Annotated in this window: 25 protein-coding genes; 2 read left to right on the top strand and 23 right to left on the bottom strand. The window is 67.2% G+C overall.

What is annotated here, in order from left to right; translation table 11 throughout:
• Positions 1-60: 60 nt before the first annotated feature.
• The 20 genes from DR_RS04050 to lipB all read right to left on the bottom strand — a co-directional run bounded on the left by DR_RS04050 (position 61) and on the right by lipB (position 20253).
• Positions 61-528, bottom strand: a complete 468-nt coding sequence (locus tag DR_RS04050; protein ID WP_010887429.1) for an NUDIX hydrolase — start codon at positions 526-528, stop codon at positions 61-63.
• A gap of 9 nt (positions 529-537) precedes the next feature.
• Positions 538-1443, bottom strand: coding sequence for a P1 family peptidase (locus DR_RS04045; RefSeq protein WP_027479983.1), 906 nt, complete (start codon positions 1441-1443; stop codon positions 538-540).
• A 72-nt stretch (positions 1444-1515) separates the two neighbouring features.
• Positions 1516-2184, bottom strand: a complete 669-nt coding sequence (locus DR_RS04040; protein WP_010887427.1) for a response regulator transcription factor — start codon at positions 2182-2184, stop codon at positions 1516-1518.
• Between the two features lie 161 nt (positions 2185-2345).
• Complete coding sequence (locus DR_RS04035) at positions 2346-2624, bottom strand: hypothetical protein (protein ID WP_010887426.1); 279 nt, start codon at positions 2622-2624, stop codon at positions 2346-2348.
• Positions 2625-2663: 39 nt separating this feature from the next.
• Positions 2664-3641: an alpha/beta hydrolase gene (locus tag DR_RS04030; RefSeq protein WP_027479984.1), complete on the bottom strand. Its 978-nt coding sequence runs from the start codon at positions 3639-3641 to the stop codon at positions 2664-2666.
• Positions 3638-4069 (bottom strand): type II 3-dehydroquinate dehydratase, encoded by a 432-nt coding sequence (aroQ, locus tag DR_RS04020; RefSeq protein ID WP_010887424.1) that lies wholly within the window; start codon positions 4067-4069, stop codon positions 3638-3640. Before aroQ ends, DR_RS04030 begins: the two co-directional genes overlap by 4 nt.
• Before the next feature lie 148 nt (positions 4070-4217).
• On the bottom strand, positions 4218-5270 hold the full coding sequence (gene aroB / locus DR_RS04015) for a 3-dehydroquinate synthase (protein ID WP_010887423.1): 1053 nt from the start codon (positions 5268-5270) through the stop codon (positions 4218-4220).
• Positions 5257-5973, bottom strand: a complete 717-nt coding sequence (locus tag DR_RS04010) for a shikimate kinase (protein ID WP_010887422.1) — start codon at positions 5971-5973, stop codon at positions 5257-5259. The genes aroB and DR_RS04010 overlap by 14 nt, the downstream gene beginning before the upstream one ends.
• A 7-nt stretch (positions 5974-5980) precedes the next feature.
• Positions 5981-7129: a chorismate synthase gene (gene aroC / locus DR_RS04005; RefSeq protein ID WP_010887421.1), complete on the bottom strand. Its 1149-nt coding sequence runs from the start codon at positions 7127-7129 to the stop codon at positions 5981-5983.
• 263 nt (positions 7130-7392) lie between these two features.
• The gene (locus tag DR_RS03995) at positions 7393-8661 is read right to left on the bottom strand and encodes a type II secretion system protein GspD (protein ID WP_227086002.1); all 1269 of its coding nucleotides are present in this window, start codon (positions 8659-8661) and stop codon (positions 7393-7395) included.
• Between the two features lie 957 nt (positions 8662-9618).
• Positions 9619-11526 (bottom strand): hypothetical protein, encoded by a 1908-nt coding sequence (locus DR_RS03990; protein WP_010887419.1) that lies wholly within the window; start codon positions 11524-11526, stop codon positions 9619-9621.
• Positions 11523-12182: a type 4a pilus biogenesis protein PilO gene (locus DR_RS03985; RefSeq protein ID WP_010887418.1), complete on the bottom strand. Its 660-nt coding sequence runs from the start codon at positions 12180-12182 to the stop codon at positions 11523-11525. The genes DR_RS03990 and DR_RS03985 overlap by 4 nt, the downstream gene beginning before the upstream one ends.
• On the bottom strand, positions 12179-12895 hold the full coding sequence (locus DR_RS03980; RefSeq protein WP_010887417.1) for a hypothetical protein: 717 nt from the start codon (positions 12893-12895) through the stop codon (positions 12179-12181). Before DR_RS03980 ends, DR_RS03985 begins: the two co-directional genes overlap by 4 nt.
• The gene (gene pilM / locus DR_RS03975; protein ID WP_010887416.1) at positions 12888-14063 is read right to left on the bottom strand and encodes a type IV pilus biogenesis protein PilM; all 1176 of its coding nucleotides are present in this window, start codon (positions 14061-14063) and stop codon (positions 12888-12890) included. The genes DR_RS03980 and pilM overlap by 8 nt, the downstream gene beginning before the upstream one ends.
• Positions 14064-14343: 280 nt before the next feature.
• A complete protein-coding gene (locus tag DR_RS03970) occupies positions 14344-15147 on the bottom strand; it encodes a hypothetical protein (protein ID WP_010887415.1) in 804 nt (267 codons plus the stop codon).
• A 34-nt stretch (positions 15148-15181) separates the two neighbouring features.
• The gene (locus DR_RS03965; protein ID WP_010887414.1) at positions 15182-16483 is read right to left on the bottom strand and encodes a UDP-N-acetylmuramoyl-tripeptide--D-alanyl-D-alanine ligase; all 1302 of its coding nucleotides are present in this window, start codon (positions 16481-16483) and stop codon (positions 15182-15184) included.
• A gap of 27 nt (positions 16484-16510) precedes the next feature.
• Positions 16511-17008, bottom strand: coding sequence for a short-chain dehydrogenase (locus DR_RS03960; protein WP_010887413.1), 498 nt, complete (start codon positions 17006-17008; stop codon positions 16511-16513).
• Between the two features lie 8 nt (positions 17009-17016).
• Positions 17017-18345, bottom strand: coding sequence for a PQQ-binding-like beta-propeller repeat protein (locus tag DR_RS03955; RefSeq protein ID WP_227086001.1), 1329 nt, complete (start codon positions 18343-18345; stop codon positions 17017-17019).
• Between the two features lie 123 nt (positions 18346-18468).
• The gene (gene lipA / locus DR_RS03950; protein ID WP_010887411.1) at positions 18469-19464 is read right to left on the bottom strand and encodes a lipoyl synthase; all 996 of its coding nucleotides are present in this window, start codon (positions 19462-19464) and stop codon (positions 18469-18471) included.
• A 54-nt stretch (positions 19465-19518) separates the two neighbouring features.
• Positions 19519-20253, bottom strand: a complete 735-nt coding sequence (gene lipB / locus DR_RS03945) for a lipoyl(octanoyl) transferase LipB (protein WP_017870512.1) — start codon at positions 20251-20253, stop codon at positions 19519-19521.
• A gap of 139 nt (positions 20254-20392) precedes the next feature.
• On the opposite strand from lipB, the gene DR_RS03940 reads away from it, so the two are divergent.
• Positions 20393-20923, top strand: coding sequence for a GNAT family N-acetyltransferase (locus DR_RS03940; RefSeq protein WP_027479987.1), 531 nt, complete (start codon positions 20393-20395; stop codon positions 20921-20923).
• A gap of 52 nt (positions 20924-20975) precedes the next feature.
• Here the strand turns inward: DR_RS03940 and DR_RS03935 are convergent, their stop codons facing one another.
• Positions 20976-21371: a hypothetical protein gene (locus DR_RS03935; protein ID WP_010887408.1), complete on the bottom strand. Its 396-nt coding sequence runs from the start codon at positions 21369-21371 to the stop codon at positions 20976-20978.
• Between the two features lie 86 nt (positions 21372-21457).
• On the opposite strand from DR_RS03935, the gene DR_RS03930 reads away from it, so the two are divergent.
• Complete coding sequence (locus DR_RS03930; protein WP_027479988.1) at positions 21458-22288, top strand: metallophosphoesterase family protein; 831 nt, start codon at positions 21458-21460, stop codon at positions 22286-22288.
• Positions 22289-22389: 101 nt separating this feature from the next.
• Here the strand turns inward: DR_RS03930 and DR_RS03925 are convergent, their stop codons facing one another.
• On the bottom strand, positions 22390-23415 hold the full coding sequence (locus tag DR_RS03925; protein WP_010887406.1) for a serine hydrolase domain-containing protein: 1026 nt from the start codon (positions 23413-23415) through the stop codon (positions 22390-22392).
• 27 nt (positions 23416-23442) lie between these two features.
• Positions 23443-24498, bottom strand: coding sequence for a cell division protein ZapE (gene zapE, locus DR_RS03920; protein WP_010887405.1), 1056 nt, complete (start codon positions 24496-24498; stop codon positions 23443-23445).
• Between the last annotated feature and the right edge of the window lie 134 nt (positions 24499-24632).

Genomic DNA, 24632 nt, shown 5'->3' with positions numbered 1-24632 from the left:
GTACTCATCTGAGTATCTTACACATCACTTGTGGAGGACAGAGAGCTGCCCCCGCCGAGTTCATTGCACACTCCAGCACACCCGCAGCAAATCCAGGGCGTGGCGGTCGACCGGACCCAGACCGGCGGGCAGCGCGTCCAGTGGGAAAAAGCGGAGTTCCGTGCCCTCAGCGCCGTCTGGCGCGGGCTTGCCCTCCCAACCAGAGACCACATACACCGCCGTGACCTGATAGAACTCGTCGCCGTTGGGCAACTGGACGTGGGTCTCCGCGCCGCTGACCACGGTCAAGAGCTGAACTTCGAGAGGACGCAGACCCGTTTCCTCCTGAAGCTCGCGCCGCAGAGTGTCTTCCAGTGCCTCGCCGAGTTCGGCAATCCCGCCGGGCGTTCCCCAACCGCCCGTATCCTGGCGACGTTGCAGCAACACTTCACCGGCTCCGTTCAGCACCAGCGCACAGGCCCCCGCCCAGTTCACGGGCCGGTGCCCAATCAAGGCCCACAAACCGCTGACATATTCAGTTGTACTCATGTGAGTATCTTACTCAAGGTTTTGCCGAGTTAAGCGCACCGCGTCCCGCACCGCCGCGCACACGGCCTCCTGCACCAGCGCTCCAAGCAGCAGCGGGTCGGCGGGCGGCAGGGCGGCGCTGCTCAGGACGAATGCACTGTCTCCGTCCCAGGCGGTGTGGCTGGGGTGAATCACGCGGGCGAGCGCGGTCTGCGCGGCGTCGGCCAGGCGGCGGCACTCGGCTTTGGTCAGGGCGTGCTCGGTGGCGACGGCGACCAGGGTGGTGTTTTCCACGTCGCCGGGGGTAAAGGCGGCGGCGACTGGCCCCGTGCCCGGCCCCGCCAGCACGCCGCCGCGTTCGTCGAGCACATCGCCCACCGGATTGACCACTGCCAGCGCTGCCACCCGCACGCCGGAGCGCTCCAGGCAGACACTGCCCAGGCCCCCCGGCACTCCGCCGCCGAGGTATTTGCCCGCGGTGGCCCCGGTGCCTGCGCCCACTTGACCGCGTTCCACCGGAGCGGAGGACGCTGCTCGTGCCGCCGCTTCACCCTCAATCTCGCCGGGGCGCACGCGGGGGTTGCCCACGCCGAGGTCGTAGATCACTGCCGCCGGCACGATGGGCACCCGGCCAAACGCCGTTTCGTGGCCGATGCCGCGCTCTTCGAGCACCCGCACCACCCCGGTCGCCGCCGCGAGGCCAAAGGCGCTGCCGCCCGTCAGCAGCAGGGCGTGCACGCGCTCCACCTTCTTTTCGGGACTGAGCAGCACCCCTTCGCGGGTCGCGGGGCTGGGGCCGATGAACGACGCCGAGGCCACCGCACCTTCCGGCGGGCAGAGGACGACGGTGCAGCCGGTCTGGGCCAGCGGGTCGGTCCAGTGGCCGACCTGAAATCCGGGGATGGCGGTCAGGGTGGTATTGACAGGCTCAGGCATGGGTGCCATTGTGCCGCCCCCGACCACAAAAAGAGGCCCGCACCCGGCAGGCCCCCTTTCCTCAGGTGCGCTTTATGGCGTTTTGAGCGCGTACCCGATGCCGCGCACCGTGCGAATCACGCCGTAGCCGTCGAGGTCACGCAGCTTGGCGCGCATGTTCGCCATGTGGACATCCACCACGTTCGAGTTGCTGGGGAGTTCACCGTTCCAGACCTCGCGCTCAATTTCCTGACGTGAATAGACCCGGCCCGGCTGCCGCGCCAGGAACGTGAGCAGGTCAAACTCCTTGGGCGAGAGCCGGACCTCGTGGCCGTTGTACGAGCACAGCCGCTTCTGAGGATGGATTTCGAGCGCCCCGATGGTGATGACCTCGCCGTGTTGCTGGTGCCGCAGTTGCACTTTGACGCGGGCGACGAGTTCCTCGGGGTGAAAGGGCTTGGTCATGTAATCGTCGGCGCCCGCTTCGAGCAGATTCACCTTGCGGTCGATGGCGTCCATCGCCGTGAGGATGATGATCGGCACGCTGCTCGTCTTGCGTAGGCGCCGCGCCACCTCCGCCCCGTCGAAGTCCGGCAGACCGAGGTCGAGAATGACCAGGTCAGGGGTGTTTTCGCGGGCGCTCGTCAGGCCGGTGATGCCGTCTGGCGCCGTAATGACGCGGTACCCTGCCTGTTCAAGCTCGTACTGCACCACGCGGGTGATATCCGGATTGTCTTCGATCAGGAGAATACGTTGTTCCATGCGATGCCCTTCAAAGATCGAGACCGCGCCCAGCCCCGCAGCGTGCGTCCCCTACCAAATCTTTGCCAAGTATCGTAGACGCCGCGCTTCGCCCCTGGGACGCGGCTGATTTTATGGACCCTTAACGGCCTCACGGCGGCTCAGCCAGCGCCCAGGCTAGGTCAGCGCGTTTCCCCCGGCACCCGCACGCTGTCCACCTGCACGCCGTGACGCAGCAGCACGGTCTTGAGCCGCTGCATGGCGAGCACCGCCCGCTCGCGCTCGGCGGGGTCGAAGGCCACCGTCAGGCGCGCGGGCACGCCGGGACGCGGCTCCTGCGCCTGAATCTGAAGCGGCCTGCGAAACGCCGGGTCGGTCATCACGTCGCGCAGGATGCGGGCAAACGTCAGTTCGTCCACACCGTCGAGGGTAAAAGCGATACCTTGCGGGGTGTCGGTCATGGCGCGAGTATGCCGCGTCTCCCATTTCTGAGGGAATGCTCAGTCCGTGACCGTGCCAGTCAGCAGAAACCGCAGCGCCGCCGGCAACCGCGCCCGCCACGCCGACTCGTGGTGAATGGCCTGCGGGTCTTCCCTGAAGTGCAGCCGCTCGCCCAGGCCGCGTGCTTGCCAGTGCTCGGCCAGCCGCGCCGCGTCCTGCCGGTACGCTGCCGCCCGCGCCGGGTCGTCGCTCTCGCGCCCGCCCACGTCGAGCCAGACACGACCTGCCGGAAGGGGCGCCGCCTCTGACTGCCGCAGCGCGAAGTCGCCGCCAGTCCAGAAGGCCGGGCTCATCAGCCCCGCGTGGCCGAACACGTCCGGACGGGTCAGCAGCGCGTGCAGACTGACCACCCCGCCCATGCTGCTGCCGATGACGGAGGTTGACTCCGGGCCGGGAAGGGTCCGCAGGGTCGCATCCACCAGCGGCTTGACTGTCTCCGTCAGAAAATGGACGTAAGCATCTGCCCCACCGCCGCTGCCGGGCGGCACGTCGGCGCGGGCGGCAGCCACCGGCGGGCACGGGCTGTACTCGTGAAACCGCCGCTCGCCCCCGTTGGGAATTCCGATGGCGATGGCTTCCAGCCCTTCCCGCGCCAGGTCGGTCAGCACCTCGTCAGCGCCCCACTCGCCGCTGAAGCTGGTCGCGGCGTCAAAGACGTTCTGGCCGTCGTGGAAATAGACCACCGGATAGCGCCGCTCCGGGTCCGCGCTGTAGGACGGATTCCGATTGAATCCAGTTGTTTCGGATTCAATCCGAGCGGACGCGAGTAGGAAAGAAGACGGGTTTCGCGGTATGGAAGCACAGGCGGTGCTTTCCCGTCTGTGCTGGAATGGAGCGGAATCCGTATAAGACGGCGGCAGCCAGGCGAGCAGCGGGCGCGGGGCGTGCTTGGCGTCGCCCACCGCGTCCCATTGCAGCAGGGTGCCGGTCACGGTGCTGCCGGGGAGCGCCGGATAAGGCCGCCACCCCGCACTCACTCGAGCACTTCTGCCAGATACTCCATCGCCAGCCGGTAGCCGCTGAAGCCCAGGCCGCTGATTTTGCCCCGGCACACCGCCGCCGTGACCGACTGGTGCCGGAACTCCTCGCGGGCGTCCACGTTGCTGATGTGGACCTCGACCACCGGGAGTCGCTGCCCCGCAATCGCGTCGCGCAGGGCGTAGCTGTAGTGGGTCAGCGCGCCGGGGTTGATGACGAGGCCGGTAAAGCCCTGCTCCTCGGCGTCCTGCACCCATTCGAGGAGCTGGCCCTCGTAGTTGCTCTGGCGGCAGGTGACGCTCATTTCCAGTTCGGCGCCCCAGGCCTCGCACTGGCGCTCCAGGTCTTCGAGGGTCTGCGAGCCGTAAACCCCCGGTTCGCGCAGGCCCAGGCGGTTGAGGTTGGGACCGTTGAGAATGAGCAGCATGAGGCAGGATAGCCCGGCTGATGCAGGGCGGCAGGGCTGGGGCTAGCGCATTTGACAGAAAACAGCCACCCTCACCCCTTGCTTTGCAAGGCCCTCTCCCATCAAGGTAGAGGGTCAAAGTAGGCCACCCATTCTTTTGTCAAATGCTCTAAAGAGGAAAAAGCTCCGCTAGGTCTGCTTGCCAACCGTCGAACTCGCGGCGCAGCACGTCGTCGGGCACGCGGGCGAGGTAAGGCTGGGCGAGGTCACGCAGGAGCACGAAGCGCACGCCCGCGCTGTCGGCCTTCTTGTCACGGGCAATGAAGGGCGCGAGCGCGTCGAAAGTGAGCGGCGGCAGGCGCCGGGGCCGTTGCCAGCGCAGAAAAGCGCGGGTGTGGGCGGTCAGGTCGGCGCCGCCGAGCGCGTGGCTGAGGCGAGCGGCGTAGTGCATCCCGTAGGCCACCGCCTCGCCGTGGGGGATGGCCTGATGGGTCACGGCTTCGAGCGCGTGCGCCAGCGTGTGCCCGAAGTTGAGGAAAGCCCGCTCGCCCTGCTCGGTCAGGTCGCGGGTGACGACCCCGGCCTTGACAGCAATTGCATCGGCCAGGGTGTCTTCGAGCAGAGCGCCGCCGGGCCGAAAGTCGGGCGACACCACCCGGTCGAGCAGGCTGGGGTCAGCCATCAACCCGTGCTTGAAGGCTTCGGCGGCCCCCTCACGGAACACGGCGTCCGGCAGCGTGGTAAGCGTAGCCGTGTCGCACCACACGGCGCGGGGCGGCCAGAAGGCACCGACGAGGTTTTTGCCTTCGGGGAGGTTGACGCCTGTTTTGCCGCCCACCGCCGCGTCCACCATGCCGAGCAGCGTGGTCGGCGCGGTGTAGAAAGCCACGCCGCGCAGGTAACTTGCCGCAACAAAACCCGCGAGGTCGGTCGCCGCGCCGCCGCCGAGGCCCACCACCGCGCCGCTGCGGGGCAGGCCCGCCTGCGCGAGCTGCGAGAGCACGTCCGCGAAAACTTCCAGCGTCTTGCACTCGTCGCGGGCGGGCACGGTCACCGTCAGATGGGGCTGCAAGCTCGCCTGCGCCTGCTCGACCCACGCGGCGGGTAGGTCGGCGGGATGAATCAGGGCGCTAGGCGTTTCAGGCACCGCGAGACGGGTCAGCAGGCCAGGGCCGACCTCCACGGCGTAAGGCGCCGCGCCGCCGACCTCAACTCGTCGCACGGTCGTAGTCCGGGGGCAGGGCGGCCCACGCCGCCTGGGCGTCGCGCCAGGCCCAGAGCCGTTCGACGACCTCTTCCACGATCTCCTCGGAGGGGCGCCCGTCGCTGTGAACGTGAATGGTGCCCTGGCGGTAGACGCCTTCGCGCTCGTTCATCAGGGTGCGAATGCGCGAGAGGGGGTCTTCGACCTTGAGGAGGGGCCGGTCGCTGTGCTTGGTGCGCTGGTAGACGGTTTCGGGGGTGGCCCACAGCACGACCACCGGGCCGCGCGACAGCAGCAGGCGGCGGTTTTCCTCGTGGATGAAGGTGCCGCCGCCGAGGCTGATCACAGCGTGGTCAAGCCGGGTCACGCGCTGCACCACCTCGCGCTCGCAGGCGCGGAAATAGCCTTCGCCCTCCTGCGCGAACACCTCGGGGATGCTTTTGCCGACCACCCGGGTGATGAGCTTGTCGGTGTCCACGAAATGCAGCGCCAGGGCGCGGGACAGCTCCCAGCCGATCCGGCTTTTGCCAGTGCCCATAAAGCCCGCCAGCGCCACCCAGTTGGCAGGGCGTTCAATCAGGCCGGACGGAAACATAACAGGCAGTCTACCCTCATCCCCCTGAAGCGGGGTGCCTGCCTCACCCTCCGGGGGCCGGGGCGGCGCCGCCAGCACCTCGTCCAGTGCGTGCTGGACGCTTTCCGAAAGCTCAGAAAAGGTCAAGGCGCCCTCAGTATTCGGCTGCGTAACGCCGCGCCGCCGCGAGACGCTCCTGAAGCTCGGGCAGGGTATCGCCGCCGAACTTCTCGGTGATCGCCTCGGCCAGCACCCAACCGATGACGCACTGCAAGATGACCCCGGCGGCGGGCACGGCGGTCGTGTCGCTGCGCTCGCGGGCCGCGTCAGACGCTTCGTGGGTCACGACATTCACGGTGGGCAGCGGCTTCATCAGGGTGGCGATGGGCTTCATGGCGACCCGCACGATGAGTTCTTCGCCGTTGGTCATCCCGGCTTCGAGGCCGCCCGCCCCGTTGGTGTCGCGGGCGTAGGTGCCTTCGCGGTAGTGAATGGCGTCGTGAACACCGCTGCCGGGTTTCACGGCGTTCTCGAAGGCCCGCCCGATTTCCACGCCCTTCATCGCCTGCACGCTGAGGCACGCCTGGGCGATTTTGCCATCGAGCTTGCGGTCGTAGTGGACAAAACTGCCCAGACCGACCGGTAGGCCCCGGAAGCGCACTTCGAGGATGCCGCCCAGGGTGTCGCCGTCCTTCTTGGCCTGGTCGATGCGCTCGCGCATCTGCGCGGCGGCGTCGGCATCGGGGGTGCGCAGGTCGGAGTCCTCGATGGCGTCGAGTGCGTCCCAGGAGAAGGCCTGCCGCGTTTCAATGCCAGCAAGGTTGAAGACATAGTTGGCCCCCTCGATGCCGAGTTCAGAAAGCAGCTTGAGGGCAATGCTGCCTACCGCCACCCGCGCCGCCGTTTCGCGCGCCGAGGCGCGTTCGAGCACGTCGCGCAGGTCCTTGTGACGGTACTTGATGCCGCCGGTCAGGTCGGCGTGGCCGGGGCGGGCGTCGGTCAGCGCCTTCTTGCGCGGCTCGCCTCCCGGCTCAGGCGACATGATTTCAGTCCAGTTGCGGTGGTCCTTGTTCTGAATGGCGAGGGTGACGGGGGCGCCGGTGGTGCGGCCCGCACGGACGCCGCTCAGAAGCTCGGCCTCGTCGGTTTCGATGACCATGCGTCGCCCGCGTCCGTAGCCGCCCTGCCGTTTTCTCAGCCAGGGGTCGATGTCGGCCTTGCCCAGCGGCAACTGCGCGGGCAGCCCCTCGATAATGGCCGTGAGCTGTGGCCCGTGCGATTCTCCGGCGGTCAGGTACCTCATAGGGCGACTGTAGCGGGATTGGCGGCCCCGGCGCGGCGGCTTGAGCAAACAGGCTCCGCCGCGAGAGTCAAAAAAGCGGCGCCCCTTCGCAGAAAGGCGCCGGTATGACGTAGAGCATTTGACAAAAAGATGGCACAGCTTTTTGGCGAGCAGAGCGAGTACAAACACGGAGCAGAACGGACTTGCAAAGCTGCGAAGCAGAGAATGGAGCGGGTGGCGGTGCTGTTCCGACGCACGCGTAATTCGGAGAACTGCTCTAGGCGTTATTTGACGACGGTGCCGGTGATGATGACGAGCAGTTGCGACTGGGTCTTCTCGGTGCGTTTTTCCCCGAAGGCCGCGCCCACACCGGGCAGGCTGCTCAGGAAGGGCACGCCGCTGCGGTTGGTGGTCTCGGTGCTGCCGAGCAGGCCGCTCATCAGGATGGTCTGGCCGTTCTTGAAGGTGATGGTGCTTTGCGCTTCGCTGTTGGTGAAGTCGATGAGGTTGGGCAGGCTGTCGGCGGTGATCGCCGTTGCCGGCTGGTTGACCTGACCGCGAATACGCAGGGTGATGGTGCCGTCGGGCGCCACCTGCGGGCTGAAGAAATCGAGGTTGAGACCGTAATCGATCTGCCGCACGATGTTGCCCGCCGCCGAGGGGATGTTGATTTCCAGTCGGCCCCCACTCTTGACGCTGGCCGCCGCGCCGCTCGAAGCGTTCTGGGCGCCGCCCGTGGCACTCAGCGAGCGCTGGCCGCTTTGCATGGTCACGTTGCCGTCGTACACGCGCCGGGTCAGGCCCTGGGTTTCGAGCGCCGTGAGGGTCGGGAAAATGTTGAAACCGAGGAAGCTCTGGGTGGGGTTGAAGGTGGCCGCCAGCCCGGTGCCGCCCGAGACCGCCACGTTGAAGCCACCGAAGGTCGCCCGCCAGTTGAGGCCCAGCGATTGCAGCGCTCGCTCGTTGACCTCCTGAATCCGCACCTGCACGTTGATCTGCGGCACCACCTGATCGAGCTGCGGCACCAGCTCGGCCACCTGCGCCACCTGTTCGGGCGTGCCGCGCACGATCAGGCTGTTGGTGCGCTTGTCGGCGATCAGGGTCGCCTGCTGGGTGTTGGCCGGAGTCTGGGCAGTCTGAGCCTGAGCATTCGCCGTGCCCTGGTTCGCCGTCTTGCCGAGCGCGTTGGGCACGCTCACCACGGTCGTGTTGCCGTTGGCGTCGGTGGCGGTGACGGGCACGTTGGGCAGCACGTCGTTATTGCTGTCGGCGGTCAGGTCACGCGCCAGGGTGCCTTCCAGGGTCGCCTTGACTTCCTCAGCGCTGGCGTTGACGAGCTGGAAGACGCGCTGAACGGTACGGGACTCGGCCACCGGGGCGGGGCGGTCCACCTGTTCGAGCAGGGCGAGCGCCGTGTCGAGCTGGGCCTGAGCGCCGTTGAGCACCAGTTGGCCGGTCTGCCCCACCGGGGTCACGCGCAGGGTAGGGTACTGGGCAGCGAGCAGCGCCGTGATGTCGGCGGCCTGGCCGCGCACGGTGTAGATGCGCTGCACAATAGGAATTTCAGGTGCACGGTCTACTTGTCCAAGCAAGATTATAGCCCTGTTAACACTTGTTCGTGGGCCTTCAATAGCAAGGCCTCCAGATGCATAATCGGTAACTATTAATTCCGGAAAACTATCTCTCAAAAACTGTAATACGCTTTCTTTCTGGCCTCTTACAATATATATTTCGCTTATGGAATCAGTAGATATTACTTTACCAGAGGATTGTACATCTATTGTTTCTACGAAACTACGTATTCTTATTCCATCCTCACTATTGGAACCAATAATCAAACGCTTATTGCTGGAATCGGGGATTACTTTTATGCTATTAGGCAATCCAAATTTACCTGTTGGCCGAGTAGTTTGAAAAGGTTTATTATTGCTATCCAAACTTATCACGGTCTCAAACTTTTCTTCACCAAAAAATTTCTCAATGGCAGTTAAGGCACTCTCTGCCGAAATAAATTTTAGGGGCAGAGCCAACTGCTTAGGCCTTTGACCAATTCGTATGACATTTGCACTACCAACTTTAACTAGTTGATAATCCAACTCATAAACATCCATAAGCAAAGGCCAAGCTTCGTTGAAAGGAGCGTTCGAGAAATTGTGGACTACAGGTTTGGCTGGTAATTCCTGGGGCCTACCTAAAGGAGTTGCATAGGAAGTCGTCACTGAAGCGGTACTATTTCCAAAAACAATTTCACCGTTGATGAGGGCCAGCGCATCAATATTGAAATTGAAAACCACTTCGTAGCCCGCCGATTTGGCGATGCTTGCCAAGAAAGTAGACAGGGGGCCGACGTATTTACCTACATTTGCTGTAATTGGAGCAGAGGTCAGACTAGGGTCACGGTAAACCGTCTGCAACGTATTGACGGTCGTGGTGGTCGGTGCAGTTTGAGCATAAGCGGTGGCCATGCCCAGCACGGCAGTCAAGAGGAGGGCGTGTCGTTTATTCATGGCTCACCTTTGTTCCAGTTCCAGAGATTTGACCTTGGTGCCAAGCGCCACAGTGACGGCGCCGGTTTCTACTTTCTGCAAGACGACCGGGGTGCCGTCTTCGCCGGTGAGGCCGGGGACGGTCTGCCCCTGCTCCACCACAACGAACCCCTGCGGCGTGCGGAACACCGCCGTGTTGGTCGGGCCGAGCACCACCGAGCTGAGGGCCACCTGACCCGGCGCGAGCAGGCGGTCGAGGGCAGTCGCTGCCGGCGCCGCCGGGGTGCTGCTTCCTGCGTCCGCCGTAGCGGTGCTGGCCGGAGCCGCCTCGCTGCCCACCGCCGTGATGAGGGGAGGTAGGGCCGCCGTGCCAGCGGCGTCATTGCCCGCTTGACCAGCCGTGCCCGTTCCGGCGGACGCACCGGAAGTGGCCGGGGCCGCCGACGTGCCCGCCTGGGCCACCAGCTCAGGCACGGTGTTCGCCTGGGGTACCCGCGCCGCCACGACTGGAGGCGGGGTCGGCGCTGGGGCTGCGTTGCCCGCCGGGACGCCCGCAGCGGGGCTGGTCACGACGCGGGGCGGTTGCTGCCCGCTGACCGGGACCGGGGGCCGCACCACGACGGTCTTGCTGGGAGCGGTGCTGGAAGGGCTGGGCCGGGTCGGTGCGGCGGTCGCCGGTCTGTTCCCGGGGGCTGCCGGAGTTCGGGCGCCCCCCGCCGGGGCCACCGCAATGACTCGGGGCGGCGTCTGCCCGGACGCGGGGCGGGTGCCGGACGCAGACTGGTTGCGCGTCGGCGTTGCTGCGGGCGTGCCCGCCGCGCCGGTGCGTGAGCTGCCCGTCGCGCCCGCCGCCGAAGTACCGGACACGCGAGCCGGAGGACGCACGACGACCACGTTGGGAGCACTGGCCCGCGACGGGGTGCCACTGGCCGGGCGGGAGGCGCCCGTGTTCTGTCCTGCTCCGCTCTGGCCCGCTGTATTCCGAGCCACTGGGCTTGAAGCCGAGGGAGTGGTGGTGGGCTGAGCCGGAGTGCTCACCACAACCGTGGGCGCTGTCGCCATGCCGCTGCCGACACTGTCGCCGTTGACTGAGCTGCCACTGACCGGAGCGCTGGTCACCGGGCTGCGGACTTCCGTCGGAGATACTGGGATCACAGGGGTCGGCAGGGCCCCTTGATCGAGGCGCGAGGAGTAATCGAGCACGCCGCCCTGCCCGCTGACACTGCTGCCTGCCGGGCTGCTGAGGACCACCGGGGCTGGGCTATTGGTAGTGCTCTGCGCGGTGGGTGCCTGCGTTTCGGGCGCCGTCTCCGGGCTTTGAGTTTCCGGAGTTTGGGCTTCGACCGGGGTGGCTGGAGCCGTCCCGCCAGCCGTGCCGGTTCCCGGACTGGGCGTCAGAGAGCCGAAGGGGTCCGCGCCGCTGAGGGTCTTGAGCGGGCGGTCCGGGTTGATGCCGCCGGGCACGGGCACCGGTGGGGTCGCCGTGCCTTCACCCTCCAACGGCGGCACCGTCGCCACCAGGCTTTCGTCGGAGCCGTCGCCAGACTGCGTGCCTTTCTGCGACTTGGCGGCTGTTCCTGTCGCCTTCTTGCCGGACGACTCATCTGTAGTGCCTGGGGTGGTCGTCGTCTCTGTGGCCGTGCCCGCCGTCTGACCGTCCGGGGCCGCATTTCCTGCCGGCGCGGTTTCAGGTGTGGTGGCCGTCTCCGGGGCTGGGGTAGTCACGGGGACCGGCGCGGTGACGGTCTGGTCGTCGGGCTGGCCGGTCAGGACGAACCAGCCGCCGATCAGGGCGACCATGCCGAGCACCACCAGCACCAGCTTGACTTCGCGCGAGAAGTTGAGGTTGAGCGGTGATTTCTCCTGCGAGACGTTGGTGACCTCGGTCATGGTCTGGGTCTGGGTTTGGTCTTCAGTGGGAAAACGGCTCATGGTTGCGTGCCTCCAGCGGCCGGTGCAGCGGGGGCCGGCGTGCCCGCTGCCGGAGCCGCCGCGTCAGGGGTGCTCGTCGCGCCCGACGCATCGAAGGTATAGACCGTCAGGCCGAGGGTGCTGCCCAGCGTCCCGCCCCCGCCCGTGCCGGCGTCGCCCTGGGTTTGCAGGCTCACGTTGTCCACGGTGGTAAAGCGGTTTTGCAGTTCCAGGCTGCGCAGAATCTGGAACAGTTGCGGAAAGCGGCCATTGACCGACATGGTCATGCCGATGGGGCGCACGCCCGCCGGCAGGTTGGCCCCCGCCGCGCCGCTCCCAGCGAAATTGAGGGTTTTGAGGTCTCCCCCGGCGGCGCTCACGGTCTGGCGCAGGTTGGCGACCACCTGACCGAAGTTGGCGGTGGGCGGCAGCGCCCGCAGGAACTTCTCGCGCTCGACTTCGAGGCGGGCCACTTCAGCCGTCAAGGTCGGCACCCGCGCCGCTTTGGCCTGATCGGCGGCGAGCGTGGTTTCCTTGTTGGTGATCTCGTCGTTGAGGGAAGTGATTTCGAGTTGCCGGGGCTGAATCGCCATGGTGTAAAAGAGGTAGCCCAGCACCAAGCACAGGGTCAGAACCAGCGCGAAGATGTAGTGGGGGGCGAGCTTGATGGCTTTCACTGGGCACCTCCCTGGGCCGGCGCGGCAGCGGGGGTGGTGGCCGTCGGCGCAGGAGCCGCTGGGGCAGCCGGTGCCGTTCCAGTGGCAGGCGCGCCCTGCGCTGTCGGGTCAGCCCCCGGCGCGGCGCTCGGCTGATCGCCCACAACCCCGATGCTGGCGGTAAAGGTGTAGATGCCGTTGGTAGCGTCATGCTGCATCCCCTTGAAATCGACGCCGAAATTGCTGTCGGTCTCAAAGGCGTTGAGGAAGCCGACAATCGCTTCCTGACTGCGGGCGCTGCCGGTGAGGTCAAGCTGCCGGGTTACGGGCTTGCCTGCGTAGGCGAGACTGGGCTCCGCACCGGGCGCGACGGTGGACATGTTGACGTTGCTGAACACCACGTTGCCCGGCACGCGCTCGACGAAGGACGCGAGGTCGTTGGACCAGTAGGTCTTCTGGTCGCGCAGTTGCGTCGCCACCTGGGTGACGCGCTCGAGTTCGCCCTGCTGGGCGGTGAGGTCGTTGAACCGGGACTTCTGGGGGGCCACCGCGTCGATCTGCTGTTGCAGCGCCGCCGAGCGTTCGCGCAACTGATTGGTGTCGCCCGACACCGAGAGGAACCAGCCGCCGAGCACCGCCGCCGTGAGGCCAGCCGCCGCCCAGGACGCGTATTTCCACACGCTGGGCTGCGATTGCCGGCGATACTCCTTGGGCAAGAGGTTGATTTCAACCACGGCCCATCACCCCCCGCAGCGCCAGTCCCAGCGGCACGGTGAATTCGGGGGCGTTGGTCTGGAGGTAGCCGGTGTCCACGCCCGCCTGGTCGGTCTGCACCGTCAGCCAGGGCGACGCGACTTCGACCCCGAAGCCCAGCGCGTCCCCGATGGCCGCCGCCAGGCCGCGCAGCTTGGCGCCGCCCCCGGCGAGGAAGGTCCGGTCGATGACCACGTCGCCGCTCTGCACGCGGTAGAACTCCAGCGAGCGGCGGATTTCGGTGATCAGGTCGCCGAGCACCGGGCGCACCACTTCGAACACGCGCGCCGGGCTGTACTGCTCGCGGCTGAGGTCGAAGTTGAGCAGGTCTTCCTCGTCCTCGGTGGGGGTGGTGGCGGTGGCGTAACCGAGCTTGACATCCTCGGCGGCGGCAAAGTCGAGGTCGAAGGCCTTTTGCAGCGCAGTGGTGAAATCGTCGGCGGACACGTTGATGTTGCGGGTCATCAGGATGCGGTCGCCGCGCACCAGATTGATGACGCTGCTGCTCGCGCCGATTTCCATCACCAGCGCCACCTCGCCGGCCTCGGTGTAGTTGGTGCCGGTTAGGGTGCTCTTGGTGAGGTGCTCGCCGAGCAGGTTGCCGCGTAGCGCCCGCAGCGCCGCGAAGCTCTTGAGGTCCACCACGGTGGGTTCGAGGCCCGCGAGGCGCAGCACCTCGATCTGACGGTGCACGGCCTCGGTGGGCGCCGCCGCGATGACCACTTCCATCTGCCCGTCCTCGGGCACGTTGGCGGGGTCGTCGAGCAGGTCGAAGTCGAGCGTGACCTCGTCGATGGGGTAAGGGATGTAGCGCTCGGCTTCCCAGCGAATGGCGCTTTGCAGGTCCTTGCGGTCCATGCGCGGCACCATGATGTTGCGGGTCACGGCCACCTGATTGGGCACGGCGGTGACGGCGTGGCGGGTGGTGATGCGGTGCTCGGCCAGCAGGCTTTTGAGTTCGCTCGCCACTGCCTGGGGTTCGACGACCAGACCGTCACGCATGCTGCCGATGGGGGTGGGGACCATCACCGCGTGTTGCAGGGAAGGCGGGGCCCCTGCCTTAAGGGCCACCACCTTGATGGTGCTGGTGCCGATCTCCACGCCGATGGCGGCGGAACGACTGCGAAAACGGTTAATGAGGCTCGTCATGCTCCCTCCAGAGTCCGGCGAATTTTAGCATTCACTCATCTACCCGGGCCGGCCCCCCCGGCAACGATGCGGGGGCCTGGGCCACGCTCCGGAAACGGGCAGAAGCTGCTGCGGGAATAAGCCGGCGAGTGAGGGCAAGGGCGGACATACCGCTGCCCATGGAACCATCCCCCCGCTTACGGAACTCTGACACCCCCAGGCCCTGCCGGAGCGCGTCGGTGAGCCGCTCGTTGGCCCCTCGCAAGCTACGGACAGGGCACCGAAACCCGGCGTCCCAGGCTCAGTTCAGCGGCTCGAGTTGCAGAGTGAATCGCCGCACCCGGCCCGCCGCGTCCACCGTAACCACCTCGCCGCGCACCAGCCCCACCTGCCCTGGGCCATGCGACACGCGAGCGACCACCTGCCCGGCACTGAAGCGTTCCAGGGTGCTGCCGGTCAGCCGGTAAAGGCTCAGGCCGTCACTGGCGGTGGGCAGGGCGGCACTGGCGGCCCCGCTGGGGGTGGCATACAGGAAAGGCTGCGCCGCCCGGTCAAGCACTGCCCCGTCGTCCACCCGGCGCAGTTCGCGGCCCAGGACCACGTAATCGCGCCCGTCGCCCCCGGTCACGGCGGCCAGCGGCGCTCCGGCCACGCCACGACCCGCTTCGCCGCTGTAGGTCAGGGCGCTGCCGTCCTCGCGGTAGATGCGGGTGCTACTCAGCAGGACCACCGCGCCCACATTCAGGCTGCGCGGCGCCCGGTCGAGCGTGACCACCAGCCCCGGCCCCGGCAGCGCGGCCCAGGCGTCGGCTCCCTGCCCACCGCTCTGCTGCCAGCCCACATCGGAGGCGGGGGCGAGGCGCGGGCAACTCGGCTGAAAGCTCGGCACGCGGGCCACGCACGCCCGGCCCCCACTGACCCACGCCACCCCATCGTCGCTGAAGGCCGCGCGGACCCCGCCAGTGGCGGAGGCAGTGCTTCCCGCCTCACTTCCCCGCCCGGCAGACGGCGCGGGGGCACAGGCGAGCAGCGAGGCCCCCAGCAGGGCCAGCACGGGAAGGCGAAGCAAGCGGCGCGGTGTGGTCCAGCGGGGCGGGAGGGGCATGGTCCGATTGTGCCGGGTCCGGGTGAGCGGCAGGTCAGCGGTCGCGCTGGTCGAGCAGGGCCTCCACCACCACGTCCAGCCCCACGCCCGTCACCGCGCGCTGCTCCGGGGTCAGGGAAATGCCCCGGCTCGCCTTGACGAGCACGATGTCGCCGTCACGGACTTCATTCAGCAGGTCGGCGAGCAGCTCGGGCACGGTGGCGAAGGCGCGCTCGCCCAGCTCCTGCGCGAACTCGCCCACCCCGTAGGTCAGGTCGGCCTGCTCGCGGGCATAGCTGCCGACTTCGGCGTGCAGCTCACGCTCAGTGGGGCCGAGTTCCAGCATCCGGCCCAGCACGCTGATGCGGCGGCCTACCTCGCCCTCCGGCTTCAGCGCGTGCAGGGCGTCGAGCGCGGCGCGCACCGCCACCGGGGACGCGTTGTAGGCGTCGTCAATGACGGTAAACCGGCCCGGATGCAGTCGGTAGCGCCCGCCGGGCACTTCCACCGCGCTCATCCGCACGGCGGCGTCGGCCAGCGCGATGCCAGCTTCGCGGGCGAGGACCATCCCCAGCACGGCGGCCTCGGCCTGCACCCGCGAGGCGAGCGGCAAAATCACGCCCATGCCGCCGAAGCGGAAGCGAGCGGCCTGCGGCGAGAGTTCCAGCCCCTCGCCCCGGAACGTCACGTCGCCGAAGCCGTAGCTGTCCACGTGGGGAAACTGGGCCTTGGGGAAAAAGGCGGCGGCCTGCGAGCCGACCAATGCCCGCCGCGCCGTCAGAATCTGACCCTTTTCGTGGGCGATGGTCTCCACCATGCCGAACTGCTCCAGATGCGCCGGGCCTATGGTCGTCACGACGCCCACATCGGGCCGCACGAGGTCCATCAGCTCGGCCATTTCGCCGATGTGGTCGATGCCCATCTCCACCACCAGCGGCTTTTGGCTCGCGCCGTACTGCACCAGAAAACAGGCGATGGCGGGCATGGTGTTGAACACCGGCATGAAGTGGGCGTCCAGGGCCGCCGCCGCGTAACTCTTGGCGGTCGTCTTGCCCGCGCTGCCGGTGATGCCCACCACCAGCGGGTTTTTCGCCCGTTCACTCCGCGCCCAGGCGAACAGGGCCCCCCGCGCATCATCTACCCGCACGGCGCGGGGCACGTCGAGGTCGGTCAGGACGAAGGGCGCCCCCGCCGCGAGCGCCCGCTCGACGAACCTGTTGCCGTGCATCTTCTCGCCGGGCAGCGCGACGAACGCCGTGTCCGGCCCCGCCTCGCGCGAGTCCCAGGTCAGCCGCCGCGCCGGGCGGGCCTGGGGGTGAATCTGAGCGGCAAAAGGAACAGAACGGGGGTCAAGCATGAGGCGAGGCTAGCAGGAACACGCCGGTCAGCCGGGCCGCGCGGCCCACGGCGTCACCGTTCCCACCACTGCCCGCTGAACATTACCCTGCACAGCCTCCCAGACCCCCGCCGAGATTTCCGCGTTCGTCAGCCAGCGTGAGTGTTCGCCTTCCCGCACGAAGCCCAGCACTACGTCACGCGCATCGGTGCCCAGCGCGGCGAAACGGGCCCGCCGCCCGTCGTCGGGTCTGGACGGGTCGGCCACCGCGCTGCCCAGGACGTGAAAAAACGGCCCGCGCACCGCTTCGGCCACCACGAAGGGCGCGTCCGGCGCCGCAGAGTGAATCCAGACCACCGCCCGGTCAAACGGCGTGGCGGAGGCCAGGGCCGCGCGCAAGGCCGCTGCGTCGCGGTAGTCCGCCAGCAGGGGATGCAGGCGCGGGTGCGTAAGCGCCGGGGCGTGGCGGGCCAGCGTCCACACCTCGTCGTCCGCCGCGAGGAGCTCGCGCACCAGTCCCAGCAGCATGCCGGTGCCGCCGACCACCAGCGTTTTCAGGGCTCGCGCACCACAGCCAGTGCGCCGGGAGTGGTCAGCACCGCGTACTTGCCACTGCGGAAGGTCGGCCCGAAGCCGCGCCAGGGAAGCTGCGCCGCGTAGAGGGGCTTTTTCTTCGCGGCGTCGTAGGCGAGAAACTCACCATTCACTCGCCCGACATACAGCACGCTCCCCAGGGCGTCCAACCGCGACACCGGCCCCGCTCCCGGCAGGACAAGGCCCGTCCCGGTCGGCATATCCACCCCGTTGTAGTTGATAGGCGCGCGGCCCGTGGTTGGAATCAAGCGCACTTCTCCCATGCGGCTTTCAAACACCAACAGTTCCCCCACTGGCCCCAGGCGAAAGCGACCGTCGTCCGGCACGGCGAAGGTGCGGGCGGGTGGCAGCGGCGTGGACGGCGTTTTTCCAGCCAGCGCCGGGTCATTCGCCCAGAACTGCCGCAGCCGCGTGCCGCACTGGTCATTGACATAAATGTGCGGCGGGGCAGAGAAGGTTTCGGACGTGCGGCGCTCCAGGGTGCCTCTGCCAGGGCAGCGGAAATCGGCGGCCAGCTTCAAGACCTGTTCAGTGACGCCGGAACGCAGGTTTACCCAGGTCAGGGTGGCATTGTCATCGCTTCCTATAAAGCTCGTGTCGGCCATCAGGACCGCCTTGCCGCGCACGCCCAGCGGCCCCGTCGTGCCGCCGAGGCGGTAGAGCTGTTTGCCCGTCGCCGCGTCAAAGGCGTAGGTGGCCGGAAAATGCGGCTCGCCCTGGTAAGCGTCCCAGAACACCACGCCCCCTGACCCTGTGTCGCCCAGAACCGTCCGGAAGCCCGTCATTTCGTGCTCTTTAAAGGCCCAGCGTGTCTGACCCGTCGCGGCGCTCAGGGCTATGCCGCCGTGTTCCGTCGTCGCGTACAGCACGCCGCCCGACTCGCCCACATCGCGCACCGCGCCGCCCAGGTCGCGGGTCCACAGGCGCCGCCCGTCGCTGAGCCGGTAAGCGCTCAGGGTGGGGCCGGACGTGAGAAAGACAGCGTTTTTGTCGGCCAGTCCCAGGTTTCCCGGCTGCCGCAGCGTCCACCGCACGCGGCCCGTCGCCACGTCGCGGGCTTGCAACGCCCCGCCCACCTTCACCAGCACGCGGTTTTCAGCGAGCAGCACGGCCCTGTCGCCGTACTCGGCCTTATCTACCGTCAACGTCCAGAGAGGGCGAACCACCTTGACGTTCGGCACGCCAGCGCCGTACACCGGCCCCTGATAGCTCGTAGGTGGGGCCGCCTGTGCTGGAGCCAGGGCAGCCAGCAGCGCCAGGGGCAGCAGTATTCGCCGGAATTTTGACATTGAGGTCAGGGTAACGGACGGTAGGCAGCGGCGCGTCCGACTTTTGGTGGAGCCTCGAAGCCAAGTACCGACCCAAAGAATAAAGGCCAGAGCGCATGGCCCCGGCCCCTTTCCCACTCAATCTCAAATCAAGGTCAATTCGCTGCCGCCGTCTAAGTGGCTCAGGTGCTCGGGCAGGTTGCCGGGCCGGTCCATCACGATCTGCTCAGCCTTGTACGACGAGCGCACCAGCGGACCGGAGACGACTTCCAGGAAACCAAGTTGCATGCCTTCTTCGCGGATTTCGTCGAACTCGGCGGGCGAAATGTAGCGTTCCACCGGTAGATGGTGCATGGTGGGGCGCAGGTACTGCCCGAAGGTGAGCACGTCCACCCCGGCGGCGCGGCAATCAGCCATCGCCTCGCGGATTTCCTCGCGGGTTTCGCCCAGGCCCAGCATGAGGCTCGTCTTGGTAATCACGTCGGGGCGGGCCTGCTTGGCGTGGGCCAGCACGCTCAGGGTGCGGTCGTAGCTCGCGCGAATGTCGCGCACCGGGTGGGTCAGGCGCCGCACGGTTTCGAGGTTCTGGGCGTAGGTATCCACGCCGCTGTCCAGCACGAGGTCCACGCAGGCCGTGTTGCCGCCGAAGTCGGGCGTCAGCGCTTCCACGCGGGTCTGCGGATTGACCTCTTTGATGGCCTTCACCGTCTTGGCGAAGTGGTAGGCGCCGCCGTCGGGCAGGTCATCGCGGTCCACCGAGGTCAGCACCACGTACTTCAGGTCCATCAGCCGCACCGAGTCGGCCACGCTGCGCGGCTCGTCGAGGTCCAGTTTGCCCATCGGGTTGCCAGTGTCCACCGCGCAAAAGCGGCAGGCGCGGGTGCAGATGTGGCCCATCAGCATGAACGTCGCCGTCCCACGCGACCAGCACTCGCCGATGTTGGGGCACATCGCTTCCTCGCACACCGTATGCAGGCGGTGCTCCTTCACGATTTTGCGGACTTCGGTAAACACCTGCCCGGTGGGGATGGTGACTTTCAGCCACTCAGGTTTCTTCTCGCGCACCGGCACGCTGTCCTTGCGGTAGATGCCGTTTTTGATGAATTTAGGTTCCTTGGTGGACGGGTCTTGCTGGGTCATTTCGGTTTCCTCGGTTGGAAAGGGTCGCTGGAGGGTGACGGCTGGTCAAGGAGGCTAGGGAGAGGCCACAGAGAGCGCCTCCTGCCCGGCGGCCACCCCCGGAAGGCTCCAATCATAGTCGGCAAAGGTCAAGGCGAAAGCGTCGGTCAGCGCCTTTTTCGCCTGCTCCATGCTGACGCTGCCCAGACCGCGCAGGTCGTACTCACGCTGCACGCTGGTCATCTGGGTATCCGTCAGGCCGCAGGGCACGATCAGGTCGAAGTGGTCCAGATTGGTGCAGACGTTCAGGCCGATGCCGTGCAGGGCGACATTCTGCTTGATGGCCACGCCGATGGAGCAGATTTTCTGGTCGTAGGTCTTGCCGTTGATCTCGCGCGGGTCCACGTACACGCCCGCGTAGCCGGGATTGGGCCGGGCATCGGGCAGGCCGAGGGTGCCCAGCGCCGTCACCACTGCGTTTTCCAGCAGCCGCAGGAAGTCGCGCACCCGGCGCCCGACTGGAAAAATGGCGTAGGCGACGAGCTGGCCGGGGCCGTGGTAGGTCACGTCGCCGCCGCGCTCCACCGCGAACACGTCGATGCCCTGCGCAGCCAGATACTCGCGCGTGACCACGATGTTCTCGCCCTCCTGCGCCTTGCGCCCCAGCGTCAGCACGGCGGGGTGCTCCACCAGCAGCAGCGTGGGCCGCCCGCCCACCGCCACGCGGGCCAGTTCCTGCTTCTGCCGCGCCCACGCCTGCGGGTAGGGCAGCAGGCCGAGGTCAAGCACGTCGAAGGCCGCTTCTTTCACATCCCGGATTGTACGCCCCCCACCCGCCGCTTTATGGGGCTGCGGACGCCATTTCGGGACAGATTGACCAACCCGGTTGGTGGGTGAGGGTAGGCCGGGTGGCCGATGCCCAGGCCACCGCCAACCTTTACCCTGACCCATGCCACACCTCGTACGCCCCTCCGAACAGTACAAAGACAGCTTCCTCGCCGCCGTGCGCGAGGCACAGGAAACCGGCAGTGGCCTGGGCGAGACGCTGGTCTGGAAGCTCGACGACATCAGCGCCGACTTCGGCAAAGTCCTGCGCGACCTGACCCGTTACGAACCGGGCAACGAGTTGCCGGAGGGCTTTGTCCACTCCGAATACCGCTGGCTGGTGGAGGGGAGCGAGTACCTGGGACGCGTCTCTATCCGTTACAGCCTCAACGACCGCCTGCGTGAGTTCGGCGGCCACATCGGCTACGAAATCCGCCCCAGCGCGCGGCGCAAAGGCTACGGCACCCTGATTCTGCGGCTGGCGCTGGAGCGGGCGCGCGAACTGGGGATAGACCCGGTGCTGGTCACCTGCGATGTGGACAACTTCGGCTCACGCGGCGTCATTGAGGCGAACGGCGGCGAACTGGAAGGGGAATTTGAGGTGCCCCAGTATCATGACCAGCCCATTCGGCGGTACTGGATTCGGCAACCTTAAACAGCAAAAGGCCCCCTCCACAGCGGGAAGGGGCCTGTTTCTTCTTGTCCGCTTACTGTAGGCAGCTCACCATTCGAATGCCGGTCGGGCTGAGGGTCGCGAAGGTGAAATATTGCCGGGAGGAGTTGGGGGCTTTGGCCCAGACCCAGACGCGGTTCTGGTTGTAGCGCACCTCGTAGGTGAAGTGGTTTTTGCGTGCACTCTGGTCGAAACCTTCCAGCAACTGACGGTACAGGATATCCCGCGCCGTCCTCAGCTCGCTCGGCGACACCTTGCGGCCAAAAGGCTCGGTGTCCAGGCCGTATTCGCCATTGCTCAGGCACGGGCGGCCCGTGTATTGGCGGGCGAGCTGGTTGATCTCGGTCTTGACCGCCGAAGTCACCGAAGCCGCCGAAGCGAACGTTCCAGCACCCAGCAGAACAACAGTCAGCATCTTCAGTGGCTTCATGGCCCTACTGTAACCACAAACGGGGCCTGAACGGGTATGGGGTTTTCTTCAGTATTTTCTTCGGAAGCGGCGCCTACAATGCCCCCGTGAGAATTGCTGTGCTGGCCGACATCCACGGAAACGCCGACGCCCTGCGGGCCGTGCTGAAAGACGCGGCGGAGCAGGGCGCCGAGCGGCTGATCGTCAACGGCGACGTGGTGAACCGGGGGCCGGATTCGGTGCAGGTGATGGAAGAACTGCTCGCCCGCGACGACACGTCGTTTGTCCTCGGTAACCACGACGACCTGCTGCGGCTGTGGCACACGCGCAGCGATAAATTGCCGCAGGACTGGTACGACGACCCCTTCTGGGGCGCGACGGCCTGGAGCACCGAGCAACTGCACGCGGCAGGGCTGCTCGACGTACCGGGAGACTGGCCGCTGACCGCGCGGCTGAGCGTGCCCGGCCTGCCCGACGTGCTGCTCGCGCACGGCACCCCCGACGACTACCGCCGGGGCCTGAGCGAACGCACCGACCCCGCGCTGGTTCGCCGCATTGCCGACGAGTCGGGCGCGGGCGTGCTGGTGGGCTCGCACATCCACCGCCAGGCCGACGCGCTGGTGGGCGGCGTGAGGGTGCTGAACACCGGGGCCGTCGGTTCTCCGGCGGACGGCGACCCCCGCGCGCAGTACCTGCTGCTCACCGCCACGCCGCAGGGCTGGCAGACCGAGCTGCGCCGGGTGCCCTACGACCGCAGCGGCGTGCTTCAGCGCTTTGAAACGAGCGGTTTGCTGGACACCGGCCTCAGCGCCCGGATTTTCCGCGATGAGCTGGTCACCGCCCGCAGCCTCTACACCCCCTACTGGGAATGGACGGAGACGGGCGGGTGCCCCCGCGACACGGCGAGTTGGGAGCAGTTCGCGCAGGACTGGACGTGAAGACCCCTCACCCTTGCTCCGCAAGGCCCTCTACTTCGCAGCTTGACAATTCTCCCCTTGGTAGAGGGTCAAAGACAGATCTGATCATTCTGTCAAATGCTCTAACGGTCTGTCCCGCCCAGCAACCCGAGCAGCAAAAGCGGTACCCCCGCCCGCACCCCCACCAGCGGCACCGCTCCGCGCACCAGCAGCGTGACCACCGCGCCGGATCGCGGCGAGAACCCGAGCGCCGTGCGGGTGCCACGGGCAATGCCGTCGTGCCAGACGGTGCTCCCCGATTGAAACCACCCCGGCGCGGCCCCGGCGTAGAGCGGCGGCAAGCCGGGAAAAGCCTGCGCCTGCCGCCAGTGCTGCCCTGCTGCCCCGCTCAGGTGCGCCTCGCCGAAGTGCAGCAACTCCGCCGCGCTCCCGAACAGGCCCCCCGCGCCCGCGAGTTCGGCAAAGCCCGTCACCGCCTGCCCGCCGAGCAGACCGTAAGGCGGCACGACATCCCGCGCCGGGGTCAGACCCACGCCCGGCAGTCCGAGTGGAAAGGTGACCAGGCGACGCAGCGCCCGCTTATAGCCCGCTGCCGACGTCTCCTCCCCCGCCGCGTGCGCCAGCCCCAGCGCCAGCACCCCCGCGCCGAGGTTGGAGTATCCGAAGCGCCCCGCCTGCCCCGGATTGGCCCAGCGGCGGGCACTCGCCAGCACGTCCGCCGGTGACATGCCGCCGTAGGGGTCGGCAAACCGGGTGAAGGTGGTCAGCGCAGCCCGCGCCGGTTGCGGAGGCAGCCCCGCCGTGTGGGTCGCCAGCGCATAAGGCGTCAGCGCGCGGGGCAAGCGGCGCAGCGGCCCGCCGAGCGCGGCGAGGGGCGCGTTCCAGTCCAGCCGCCCATCGCGCACCAGCGCCGAGGCGAGGGCCGCCGTGAAGGGCTTGGTCACGCTCGCCAGCTCAAAGACGCCATTTTCCGGTACGCCGCCGAAGGTCAGCAGCTGCCGCTCGTCTCCCCGCGCTACGCCGAGCACCCCGCCGCGCCGCAAGGTTTGCCGCACCAGCCCCAGCAGGGCGCGGGCCTGCGCGTCGTCCAGTTCAAGCAAGCGGGCCACGGCGCGCCACTGGGCCATGAGGGGGTCACGGCGAAACATGGGAGCTGGAGGACAGGGAAAAGTCCCTTACCCCCGCGCCTCCCGCAGCATTTCCGAGAGGCGGCTCAGCGCCCGGCTGTACTTCTTGGCGTAGCCGCCGTTGCGGTAGATGTCGTCAAACAGGGCATTGAGCGGCACCCCGGTAAACGCGGCGCTCAGCCCGAGGTCGTACACCTTGTCCACGAAATGCACGAAGCGCAGCGCTTCTCCCTGCTCGGGCATCGGTTCCAGGTTCGTCACCGCTACGCCGCTCACCTGCTCCAGCACGCGGGCAAAGCGGCTCGGGTGCACGCTCAGCAGAGCGCGGTTGAGTTCGGCGTGCGTCATCAGCGCCGTCGTCTGCGGGTTCTGGCGCGCGAGCCACGCCGCGAACTCGGCCTCGCTGAGCGGCTGGGCGGGCTCGGTGCCGCGCTGGCGGTAGTCGGGGCCGTCTATCCGGTGCGGCCCGAAGCGGTCGGCGATCCCCTGAATCTGCCGCTGAAAATCCTCGGCATTGAAGCGCCCTGCGCCTAGCGCCCCCGGCTCGGTGTTGGAGGTCGCCACCACGCTCACGCCGCTCGGCATCAGCCCGCCCAGAAAGGTGTTCGCCATGTGGGTGTTGCCGGGGTCGTCGAGTTCAAATTCGTCGATCAGCAGCAGCTTGTAGTTCCGGAAAGTCTCGATGGCCTGCGGCATCCCCAGCGCCCCGATCAGGTACATCAGGTCCTGAAACGACATGAAGGCCACGTCGCCCCCGCTGCCCCCAGACTGCCCTTTGGCCGCGTGGTAAGCGCTCGCCAGCAGGTGCGTTTTGCCCACGCCGAAGCCGCCGTCGAGGTAAAATCCGCGCCCTTCCGGGGCCCTCCGCTTGAAGGGCCAGAAGCCCCCGCCGCTCGCCTTTTGCCCCGCCTGCCGCACGAATTCCGCAAGCTGGTCGCGCGCCTGCGCCTGACTGGGAAACTCCGGGTTGGGCCGGTAGTTCTCAAAGCGCACGTCCTGAAAACGGGCGCCGGGAGTCAGCTGGGCGGTCAGTTCCTGTGGCGAAGTCTCGGGCGGGTGGGCGAAGGGGTCGGCGTAGGGCGGGTGGCTGACGGAGCGGGTCACGGGGGAGATTGTAGGCGGAACGGGGTCAGACGTTCAGGGCGCAGGACGCCAATGCAAGGCAGCGCCTGCTCCTGCTTGCCCTGAGAGCTACTGGAGTTCCAAGTCTCTGCTGGGATTCTCTGCGGACTGTAAAT

It is taken from the genome of Deinococcus radiodurans R1 = ATCC 13939 = DSM 20539, from assembly GCF_000008565.1.
Lineage (GTDB): Bacteria > Deinococcota > Deinococci > Deinococcales > Deinococcaceae > Deinococcus > Deinococcus radiodurans.
Note: the sequence above shows the minus strand (reverse complement) of the source record. Positions and strands in the feature narration are given on the sequence as shown.